Below are 10525 nucleotides of genomic sequence, written 5' to 3'. Positions count from 1 at the left end.
CGTCAACCTCGATCCCCGCATGGCCAAGCTCGCCGGCGGCGTCCACCGCCTCGACGGCCAGCTCATGGTCGTCCTCGACGTCGATCGCGTCCTCGAGCTTAAAACCGAAGTGCAAATGGCTGCCTGAGCTAACCGAAACATCGAAGCCGGAGAACCAAAATGAAGACATGTTTGGTGGTCGATGATTCCAGCGTCGTGCGAAAGATCGCACGCCGGATCCTGGAAGGCCTGGAATTCGAAGTCACCGAGGCCGAGGACGGCTCGAAGGCGCTGGAGATCTGCCAGCGGCAGTTGCCCGATGCGGTGCTGCTCGACTGGAACATGCCCGTGATGGACGGCTTCGAGTTCATGGGCCACATGCGCCGGCTGCCCGGCGGCGACCAACCGAAGGTGGTGTTCTGCACCACCGAGAACAACGTGGCTCATATCGCCCAGGCGCTCAGCGGCGGCGCCAACGAGTACATTATGAAGCCCTTCGATAAAGACATCATCGCCGACAAGTTCGCTGAAGTCGGCTTGATCCCGGTCGGACAAGCCATGGTCTGAGTATCTGGCCCGAGCGCTTCAGCCAGAGTGTCCCCAGTACAGCTTCCGAGAGGCTATCCGTGACCCCGACCGAGTATGAGTATCTGCGTAAGTTCCTGAGGGATCATTCCGGGCTCGACCTGTCCGCAGACAAGCAATATCTGATTGAAAGCCGGCTGTTGCCGCTCGCCCGCAAGGCCGGGCTGTCCGGGATCGGCGAGCTCGTGCAGAAGCTGCAGGGCGGCTCGAGCGCGCTCGTCACCAGCGTGGTCGAAGCCATGACCACCAACGAGACCTTCTTCTTCCGCGACAAGGTCCCGTTCGATCATTTCCGCGACACCATCATGCCTGAGGTCATCAAGGCGCGCGCCGGCCGACGGAGCGTGCGCATCTGGTGCGCCGCCGGCTCGACCGGGCAGGAGCCTTATTCGCTCGCGATGTGCCTGAAGGAGATGGGCGCGGCCCTGACCGGCTGGCGCGTCGAGATCATCGCCACCGACCTGTCGCAGGAGGTGCTCGAGAAGGCCAAGGCCGGCATCTACAGCCAGTTCGAGGTGCAGCGCGGCCTGCCGATCCAGATGCTGATGAAATATTTCAAGCAGACCGGCGAGACGTGGCAGATCAATCCCGAGCTGCGCGCGATGATCCAGCACCGGCAGCTCAACCTGCTGCATGATTTTGCCCAGCTCGGCACCTTTGACGTCATCTTCTGCCGCAACGTGCTGATCTATTTCGACCAGGACACCAAGATCAACATCTTCAACCGCCTCGCCCGCCAGATCGAGGGAGACGGCTTCCTTGTGCTGGGTGCAGCCGAAACCGTGGTCGGACTGACCGACACGTTCAGGCCGATCCCGGATCGTCGCGGCCTCTACAAGCCGAACGACCCGCGTGCAGCGGCAGCCAAACCGGCTCTCGCCGGCGCCGCGCCGCCGCGCATGGCGGTGTTGGCAGGACGATAGGCATGGCAGAGGATGGCAAGGGCGCGGAGCGCGTCACGTTCAGTCGTGGCTATGATGTCTGCATCATGGCGATCGACGGCACGTGGCGGCGCGACTGCAAGCTCAATGCGATTTCCGACACCGATGCCATCCTCACCGTGGATGGCTCGATCCAGGGATTGAACCTGAAGGAATTCTTCCTGCTGCTGTCGTCGACCGGGCTCGCCTATCGCCGTTGCGAGCTGGTGCGCGTCAACGGCGCCGAAATGGACATCCAGTTCCTGCGCGGCAAGAACCGCAAGAAGCGCGGCGCCGCCGGCGGCCGTGACGAGGCAGCGTGATCGCCAAATAGGCCTCGTCCCGCTCGCCCCGTCGCCGCTTTCCGAGACGTTGGTTCATATTTGCTAAAACATCCGGACGAATTCGCCGCACCGGCTTTACGTGGCCTAAGCGCGAGCCGTGTAGACATTGCCCGTCTCAATCTCAGGATACGGCAATGCCCCGAAGTTCCCTCTCCCCCATCCCGTCAAATCTGCCCGACGTCGCCGAGCGGCGTGCGCTTCAGCTCCTGGTGGTCGACGACGACGCCACGCAGCGCAGCCTGATCACGGTCGCCGCCAAGCAGGCCGGCCATGAAGTCACGGTGGCGCCGTCCGTCGCCGAGGCGATCGAGAAGCTCCGCGCCGCCCGCTTCGACTGCGTGACGCTCGATCTCGTGCTGGAGGATGGCGACGGCATCGACGTGCTGCGCGAGATGGTGGCCGCGAAATTCGCAGGCCACGTGATCGTCATCAGCGGTATGGACGGCAAGCGCCGCAGCGCCGCCCGCAGCTTCGCTCGTTCCGTCGGGATCCAGCTCCAGGGCCTGCCGAAGCCGCTCGATCTCGCCGCCCTGCGGATCAGTCTCGCCAATCTCGGCAAGACCGCAATGGGGCTGCCGGCGATCCACACCTGGGGTGGCGTCGCTACCGACGCGATCGTGGAACGGCACCGCGCCTGAGGCGCGGAGCTGCCATGCGATCGGACGCGGGCACTGCGCCGCGCCGGTCGCAATTCAAGCCGGATTGCCGGATTCAGACAGGTATTGCAGGGCGTGGCCGAGGCCTGCCCGGCAGGCGTTCAGAGCGGCGTTCGCGGTGGCATAACGCGGCGTGACGTCGTCGAGTATGAAGACGTCGGCGGAACCTTCCGGATCGTTGCTGTGTTCTTGATCCATGGCTGCGGCGATCCGGCGCATACTGGTCTCGATCTGCGCGATCAGCAAGCGAAGGTCGGCGGCGATCAATCGTTGGCTGTCGGCCTCGGATGTTGCGACCAGCGGCAGCGTATCGGCCAAATTTAGCATGGATATTCTCCGTCTCCTGCAATTAGGCGCAATGCCGCTACTTGTGCGTTAAGTCTATGTCCCGTACAAATACGGGTGGGCCGAATCCGCGCCGAACGCCATAACGGTTGGCGCGGACGCGAGTCCGTAATGCCAACTGGATGTGGCACATGGCCGAGCAAACCTCTCGTGGTGAAATCTTCGTGGTCGACGACGACCCTGCGGTTCGCGACACCTTGTCGATGGTGTTGAAGGCGGCGGGTTATGAGGTGATCTGTTTTGCGGACGGCGCAGCGCTGCTCTCCGTCGCGCGGAACCGTACGCCGGCTGCGATCCTGCTCGACGTGCACATTCCCGGAAAGTCGGGCCTCGACATTCTGAAGGAACTGCAGGGCGAAGATTATCCGGCGCCGATCTTCATGATCTCCGGGCAGGGCGACATCTCGATGGCGGTGGGCGCCATCAAGAGCGGCGCGCTCGATTTCATCGAAAAGCCGTTCCGCGGCAGCGAGATCGTCGGCCGGCTGGACGAGGCGATCGGAGCCTATGCACGCAGGCAGGCAGAGAGCGTATCGCCGAAATTCTCTTCGCTGCACTTCCCCGGACGCGAGCCGTTGACGCGGCGTGAACGCGAGGTGCTCGAGCAGTTCGCTTCCGGTGCGTCCAACAAGGAAGCCGGCCGCACGCTCGGCATCAGCCCACGCACCATCGAGGACCATCGCGCCAACATCATGAAGAAGCTCGGGGCGCGCAACGCCGCCGATCTGATCCGCATCGTGATGACCGCGGCCCAGCGCGCGTCGTAACGCGACTGGCCATCTCTCGTGCCCCGGACGCAGCGCGTCATGCAATGATGCGCTGCTGAGCCGGGGCCCATCTCTCCAATGTCACGGCTGACAGTTCTGGGTCCCGGCTCTGCGCCGTAGCGTTGCACGCTGCGCCTTGTCCGGGACACGGTTCCTCAACTGCTCAGCGCCTTGCGGATGATCCGCGCCAGATCGGATTTGCGATACGGCTTTGCCAGCAGCAGCACGCCTAAATCCAGCCGGCCGTGATGGATGATCGCGTTCTCCGTATAGCCTGAGGTGTAGACCACCCTGAGGTCCGGACGCGTCTTCGACACCTCGTCGGCAAGCTGCCGTCCGTTCAACTTGCCGGGCATGATGACGTCGCTGAACAGCAGGTCGAACGGCTTGCCGGTGGCGACGATCGCGAGCGCCTCAGCTGCGTTCGCGGCCTGCAAGGTGACGTAGCCGAGCGAATGCAGCTGCGCCAGCACGTAGTCGCGCACCAGCCGGTCGTCCTCGACCACGAGGATCGTCTCGTGTCCGCCCTCGATCGTCGACGGCGTCACGCCTTCGCCCACGGCCGCGGCCGTCTTGCCGGGCGGCAGATACATCTTGATCGTGGTACCGTGGCCTTCCTCGCTGTAGATCTTGATGTGGCCCGTGGACTGCTTGATGAAGCCGTAGACCATCGAAAGCCCGAGCCCGGTGCCCTTGCCCGGTCCCTTCGAGGTGAAGAACGGATCGAACACCCGGGCCAGCATGTGCGCAGGAATGCCCGTGCCGGTGTCGCTCACGGCGATCAGCACATAGTGTCCGGGCCTGACGTCGTTGACGCTGGCATAGACCTCGTCGAGATAGGCGGCGCCCGTCTCCACGATCAGCTTGCCGCCGCCGGGCATGGCGTCGCGGGCATTGAGCGCGAGGTTGAGGATCGCGGTGGTGAGCTGGTTGGGGTCGACGATCGCGACGCAGCTCTCGTCCTCGAACACCGATTCGATCTGGATCTGCTCGCCCAGCGTCGGGCGTAACAGCTTTGCGGTGTCGATGATCAGCGCGTTGATGTCGACCTCGCGCGGCTGCAGCGGCTGCTTGCGCGCGAAGGCGAGCAGGTGCTGGGTCAGCTCGGCGCCGCGCCCGGCGGCCTCGTCGATCATCTTCGTGATCGCCGCAAGCTCCGGCTCCTTCGCCACCGCGTCGGCCAGGATCTCGATCGTCCCGGTGATGACGGTGAGGATGTTGTTGAAGTCATGCGCCACGCCGCCGGTGAGCTGGCCGACCGCCTCCATCTTGTCGGCGTGGCGGATGCGCTCCTCGGACGCGATCTTGTCGGTGAGGTCGCGGTAGAACACGTTGAACAGAATGCCTTCGCGGCGTTTCAGCGCCGTGACGCTCAGCTCGGCCCTGAATTCCTTGCCGTCGCGACGGCGAACCGCGAGCTCGCGGCGGCGGTTGAGCGTCTGGCCGTCCTGGGACTCGAGGAAGCGCGCGAGGCCGGCCTTGACCCGCTCCCGCTCGCTCTCGGCGACGATGAGGTCGACCCCATTCCTGCCCAGCGCTTCGTCGCGCCGCCAGCCGAACAGCTCCTCGGCCCGCGAGCTCCAGTTCAGGATGGTGCTGCGCTCGTCGGTCTGGACGAAGGCGTCGAGCGCGGTCTCGACGATATTGCGCGCGAGCAGCTCGCTTTCGCGCAAGGACTCTTCCGCGCGCCTCGCCTCGGTCATGTCGCGTCCGACGAAGAAGAAGCGTTTGGCCTGATCTGACCAGTTGCCGAGCCAGGACAGCCAGACCTCGCGTCCGTCCTTGTGGATGCAGCGGGTGTCGGCGAGCCTGGGGTGCCCGCCGCGCCGGAGCGCGCGCATCTCCTCGCGGGATTGCTCGAGATGCGCGGGATGGATGAAATCGACGCCGCTGCGGCCGATCATCTCGTCCGGCGGGTAGCCGAGCACGGCCTGGCTGCTCGGGCTGACCTGCACGATATGGCCCCGCGAATCCATGATCATGATCAGATCTTCCGAGGCGTCGAACAGCTGCCGCCGTTCCTCGATCTGCTGTTGCAGCGCGCGCTCGGTCCGTCGCGCATCGGTCAGGCGGCGCGCCGTGCCGGACGCGCCGATGATCTCGCCTGAATCGTCCCTGATCGGTGACAGGCTCACCGAGATTTCGACCGGACTGCCGTCCTTGCGCAGGCGCACCGTTTCGAAGTGCTCGATCCGCTCGCCCGTCGCAATCCGCCGCAGATAGTCCTTGCCCTCTTCGCGGCGATCGGGTGGCAGGAGGATCAAGGTCGGCTGTCCGACCGCTTCCTCGGCCGTATAGCCGTAGAGGCGCTCGGCCGCCGCATTCCAGCCGATGATGATGCCGTCGAGCGTCTGCATGACGATCGAATCGTCGGAGGATTCGACCGCCGCGCTGAACAGGCGTTCGCGGACGGCGAGCTGGTCGCGCGCGGCCTCGGTGCGCCGCCGCTCCTCGACCTCATGCTCCAGCGCTGCCGTCTTCGCCCGCATTTCATCGATCAAACGGGCAAATGCCCGCGCCAGCACACCAGTCTCGCCGGGGGCGTCGGTTGGAATTCTGATGGAATTGTCCCGACCGAGCCACTCGACCGCCGCAGTGAGCTGCCCGATCGGCCGGGTCAACGACCGCGCCAGCAGCACGGCCAGTATGGCGGCGACCAGCACCGCGATGAGGCCGATCGTGATGGTCGATTTCTCGATGGTGACGGCCGGCGCCATGAAGACGGCGTTGGGCACGACGCGGATGACACCGACCCACTGGTCCTCGGCCAGGATTGCGGGCGCGATCGCGGTGCCGCTCGGCTTGCCGTCACTGCCCGGCACGACCTGGGTCGCACCCAGCGTCGATCCGGTGATGGCTGCGAAATGGGGGAAGTCGTCCTGCCAGCGTGTTGGTGTCCCCAGTTGCGAACCGAACTCGCGGGTGCGATCCGGATGCACGAGATAATCGCCGTTACGGCCGACCACATAGACCGCTTCACCGTTCCGGATCGATATCCTGATACGGTCGAACACCTGGCGCATGTCGACATTGACGACGACGATGCCGAACAGCCGGTGATCGGACCCAAACAGGGGCGCCGCGACGCGCAAGGTCGGAACATAGGGCATCTGAACCACGCCGTCGTCGACGTCCAGTTCGACCGGGGAGACGCTGACCTGGTCTTCTGCCAGCTTGATCGCCGCCTGGAAGAAGGAGCGCTCGCCCTTGTTCTGCAAGGCATCGTCGGGAACCGCACGCACCGCTCCGTTCGGGCCGGAGCGGTCGACGCGCAGATACTCGACGCCGTCGGCACCGATGATGCGGAATTTTGCGTAGGCCGGGTTGGCGCCGACGTCGGCCACGAGGCGCGTCAGCAAGCGGTCGCGCCAGGTCTTCTCCGAGAGGTGATCGACCGGATCGACCCCGTCGTTGAAATGGGCATCGATCATGCCGCGCGCGGCGGCACGGGAGCGGAACGTCGCAACGTCGGCGCGAGCGCCGTTCACATGCGCTTCGAGTTGCGAGGCCAGGAGCCGCGAGTGGCCCTCGATACGGTCGAGCACGCGCGGCAGGAACGCTTGTTCCAGGCTGTAATGGCTCAGCCATCCGACAGCGGCGACCGCAGCCGCGACCAGCAGGATCATTGCGATGGCCAGCCGGGTCGCGAGGGTCATATCGGCCTTCGCGCCGCGTCGCGAGCGGTCCCGAATGTCCTGCTACGCTGCAACATGGATCGCCCCGTCATCGGCTGCCGGAGGCGGCATTGGCTTGTGGCGCGGATGGGAGGCAGCCGTCGACAGCGGCGAGCAGGGCGTCCGGCCGGAACGGCTTCTGCAGACTTGCGACCGCGCCGAGCTTGGTCGCCATCTTCAGAAAGTCCGGCTCGGCATACGCGTCCGGGGCGACGGCGCGGCCGGAAATGACGATGATCGGAAGGGCCGGCTGCAGCACCCGGATGTGGCGCATCGTCTCCAGTCCGTCCATGCCAGGCATGAATATGTCGAGGAACAGGAGGTCGAACCGGCTCGCCTCGAACAGCGCAAGCCCCGTGTGGCCGTCGCCGGCGGCGGTGACGTGATGGCCGGCCCTCTCCAGGATCAGCCGGATCGTGATCTGCACGGCCGGGTCGTCATCCACAATCAGGATGTTGGCCACGTCTGAAACCCTCCGGGCCGGATGGGACGTTCCAGCGACCCCAAATCAAAGCATCAAATGCGAAATTGTTGCGCGGTTTCCGTCCGGCCTGCAAGCACTTCGCGGCCGACACCTTGTCCGCCTCGCGCGATTTCGGCGAGGTCGGCCATATGCATGCTTACGTGCACATGCGGTCCCTGACGCACGCCCGGATCGTGTCGCGGGCCTAATCGGTCAGGTATTCGGGATGGTGGCTCCGGATCTTGTCGAGCTCGCTGAGCGTGCCCGACAGGTGCTTGCGCAGATGCTGCTGCGCGGCGTCGGCGTCTCCGGCCTCGATCGCGCGCGTGATCAGCTTGTGGTGGCGGACGATGTTCTGGGCCTTGCCGGGCGAGGGCAGATGCAGCCGGCGCAGCCGGTCGATATGCCCGCTGCGGCTGCGCACCAGCGTCCACAGGTCTTGCTTTCCGGCGGCGGCGTAGAGCTGCGCGTGAAAATCGTTGTCGCCGGCGATGAAGCTCTCGAAGTCCCCGGCCTTGGCGAATTGCTGCTGGAGCGCGACCGCGTGGTCAAGGCGGATGACCAGGGCCTGGTCATGCTGTTCCGCGAGCATCCGGACGATTTCGAGCTCCAGCGCCTGGCGCAGGAAATGTGCCTGCTCGGCGCGGCCGACGTCGACCCGGCTGACCACGGTCGCGTGCTGCGGAAACACGTCGACGAGCCCTTCCTCCTCCAGCCGCATCAGCGCATCGCGCACCGGTGTCGAGCTGACGCCGAACTGGCCGGCAAGCTCGGCGCGTGACAGGGGCGCGCCCGGCGGCAGCTCCAGGGCGATGATCGCATTGCGCAGCCGCTCGAACACCTGCGGCGCGGCCTGGCGGGCGCGATCGAGCCGGGCGGGTCGTGCCGCGCGCGGCGCGGTATCGGTTGCTTCCATGGCGGGTCCCGCGGGCTTGCCTTTGATGCACTAATATATTAGTGCATCAGTAGGGTCAACGCAGCTCGACGCTGGCCGGAGGAAACACACAACAATGATCAAGCATCTTCGTAGCAAGCTTGCGGCTGCCGCCCTGATCGCCGCAACGGTCCTGCCGGTATCCGCGGCGCATGCGCAGCAGAAATCCGAGATCTCGCTGTCGCGCCAGCCCGGCATTTTCTACATGCCGAGCCACATCATGGAAAAGCAGAAGCTGATCGAGAAGCACGCAGCTTCGCTCGGCGTACCCGGCGTCACCACCAAATGGGCAACCTTTTCCGGCGGCGGCGCGCAGACCGATGCGCTGCTCGCCGGCGGCGTCGACATCCTCAACACCGGCACCGGCAATCTTCTTTTGCTGTGGGACCGCACCCGCGGCGGCGTGAAGGGCATCGTCGCGACCTCGGCGCAGCCGATGACGCTGATCAGCCGCGACGCCAACATCAAGTCGATCAAGGATTTTGGTCCGAGCGACAAGATCGCGGTGCCGACCGTAAAAGTCTCGACCCAGGCGATCGTGCTTCAGATCGCGGCCGCCGAGGCCTTTGGTGCCGACCAATGGTCGAAGCTGGACGCCAACACCGTGCAGCTTGGCCATCCCGACGCCTATGCGGCGCTGTCCAATTCGAAGCACGAGGTCCACACCCACTTCTCGATCCCGCCTTTCACCTTCCTCGAGCTGAAGAACGTGCCGGGCGCGCATGTCGTGCTGAATTCGCCTGACGTGATGGGCGGTCCGCTGAGCCAGGCGCAGTTCTTCACCACGACGAAATTCGCCGACGCCAATCCGAAGATCATCCAGGCGGTGCGCGATGCCACCAAGGAAGCGCAGGATCTGATCCGCAGCGACACCAAGCAGGCGGTCGAGATCTACAAGGAGATCACCGGCGACAAAACCTCGGTGGAAGAGCTGCTCGATCTCCTGAAGGAGCCCGGCATGATGGAATGGAATCTCGAGCCGCAGGGCACGATGAAATTCGCAGCTCATCTGTACAAGACCGGCACGCTGAAGATGCAGCCCAAGGCCTGGACGGACTATTATCTCCCCGTCGCGCACGACCTGAAGGGCAACTGATGGCGCTGCTCGACGTCAACGGGGTGACGCTGCGCTACAAGACCTCCAGCGCGGTCGTCACCGCCACCGAAAGGGTCAGCTTCACTGTCGACAGGTCCGACCGCTTCGTGCTGCTCGGGCCGTCCGGCTGCGGCAAGTCGACCCTGCTCAAGGCCGTCGGCGGCTACATGATGCCGAGCGAAGGCCGGATGAGCATCAACGATCGCGAGATCCATGGTCCCGGCGCCGACCGCATGATGATCTTCCAGGAGTTCGACCAGCTGCTGCCCTGGAAGAGCGTGCTCGCAAACGTGATGTTCCCGTTGCTGACCGCGCGAAAATTGTCGCGCAAGGACGCCGAGGCCCGCGCGCGGGCCTATATCGAGAAGGTCGGCCTCACCCGCGTCGTCGATGCCTATCCGCACACGCTGTCCGGCGGCATGAAGCAGCGCGTTGCGATCGCGCGCGGCATGGCGATGGAGCCCGATATCCTGCTGATGGACGAGCCGTTCGCCGCGCTCGACGCGCTGACGCGGCGCACCTGCCAGGACGAGCTGCTTCAGCTCTGGAGCGAGACCAAATTCACGGTGCTGTTCGTGACGCACTCCATCGCGGAAGCGATCCGCATCGGCAACCGCATCCTGCTGCTGTCGCCGCATCCCGGCCGCGTCAAGGCCGAGGTGGTCGACGTCGACAAGGTCTCGAATGGAGACGGCAGCGCCGGCCGGCTGGAGAAGGAGATCCACGATCTCCTGTTCGCCGCCGAAGCCACGGCGCATTGAG

At 65.0% G+C, this 10525-nt stretch carries 11 protein-coding genes and 1 pseudogene; 8 read left to right on the top strand and 4 right to left on the bottom strand.

Features of this window, described 5'->3' with window-relative positions:
- From CT676_RS45305 to CT676_RS22040, 5 genes and pseudogenes are all read left to right on the top strand, one after another.
- Positions 1-127 (top strand): annotated as a pseudogene (locus CT676_RS45305) (chemotaxis protein CheW); the annotation flags it as partial.
- Between the two features lie 32 nt (positions 128-159).
- Positions 160-546: a response regulator gene (locus CT676_RS22055; RefSeq protein WP_018321619.1), complete on the top strand. Its 387-nt coding sequence runs from the start codon at positions 160-162 to the stop codon at positions 544-546.
- A 59-nt stretch (positions 547-605) separates the two neighbouring features.
- Positions 606-1487 (top strand): protein-glutamate O-methyltransferase CheR, encoded by an 882-nt coding sequence (locus tag CT676_RS22050; protein WP_085398203.1) that lies wholly within the window; start codon positions 606-608, stop codon positions 1485-1487.
- A gap of 2 nt (positions 1488-1489) precedes the next feature.
- Positions 1490-1807: a hypothetical protein gene (locus CT676_RS22045; RefSeq protein WP_014490546.1), complete on the top strand. Its 318-nt coding sequence runs from the start codon at positions 1490-1492 to the stop codon at positions 1805-1807.
- Between the two features lie 155 nt (positions 1808-1962).
- Positions 1963-2466, top strand: a complete 504-nt coding sequence (locus CT676_RS22040) for a response regulator (RefSeq protein ID WP_085398201.1) — start codon at positions 1963-1965, stop codon at positions 2464-2466.
- A gap of 54 nt (positions 2467-2520) precedes the next feature.
- On the opposite strand, the gene CT676_RS22035 is transcribed toward CT676_RS22040, so the two are convergent.
- Positions 2521-2811 (bottom strand): hypothetical protein, encoded by a 291-nt coding sequence (locus CT676_RS22035; protein WP_085398200.1) that lies wholly within the window; start codon positions 2809-2811, stop codon positions 2521-2523.
- A gap of 149 nt (positions 2812-2960) precedes the next feature.
- Between CT676_RS22035 and CT676_RS22030 the strand changes: the two genes are divergently transcribed.
- Entirely contained in the window at positions 2961-3596 is a 636-nt protein-coding gene (locus CT676_RS22030; RefSeq protein ID WP_071916993.1) for a response regulator, read from the top strand.
- Between the two features lie 155 nt (positions 3597-3751).
- Here CT676_RS22030 and CT676_RS22025 read toward each other — a convergent pair whose 3' ends face one another.
- From CT676_RS22025 to CT676_RS22015, 3 genes are all read right to left on the bottom strand, one after another.
- On the bottom strand, positions 3752-7252 hold the full coding sequence (locus CT676_RS22025) for a PAS domain S-box protein (RefSeq protein WP_135215359.1): 3501 nt from the start codon (positions 7250-7252) through the stop codon (positions 3752-3754).
- Positions 7253-7319: 67 nt separating this feature from the next.
- Positions 7320-7733: a response regulator gene (locus tag CT676_RS22020; protein WP_085403698.1), complete on the bottom strand. Its 414-nt coding sequence runs from the start codon at positions 7731-7733 to the stop codon at positions 7320-7322.
- 205 nt (positions 7734-7938) lie between these two features.
- On the bottom strand, positions 7939-8649 hold the full coding sequence (locus tag CT676_RS22015) for a GntR family transcriptional regulator (protein ID WP_085403697.1): 711 nt from the start codon (positions 8647-8649) through the stop codon (positions 7939-7941).
- 94 nt (positions 8650-8743) lie between these two features.
- On the opposite strand from CT676_RS22015, the gene CT676_RS22010 reads away from it, so the two are divergent.
- Entirely contained in the window at positions 8744-9763 is a 1020-nt protein-coding gene (locus tag CT676_RS22010; RefSeq protein ID WP_135215358.1) for an ABC transporter substrate-binding protein, read from the top strand.
- Positions 9763-10524, top strand: a complete 762-nt coding sequence (locus CT676_RS22005) for an ABC transporter ATP-binding protein (protein ID WP_085403695.1) — start codon at positions 9763-9765, stop codon at positions 10522-10524. The genes CT676_RS22010 and CT676_RS22005 overlap by 1 nt, the downstream gene beginning before the upstream one ends.
- Position 10525 lies beyond the last annotated feature (1 nt).

Origin of the sequence: Bradyrhizobium sp. MOS001, from assembly GCF_004634465.1 — a bacterium.
Taxonomy (GTDB): Bacteria; Pseudomonadota; Alphaproteobacteria; order Rhizobiales; family Xanthobacteraceae; genus Bradyrhizobium; species Bradyrhizobium barranii.
Note: the sequence above shows the minus strand (reverse complement) of the source record. Positions and strands in the feature narration are given on the sequence as shown.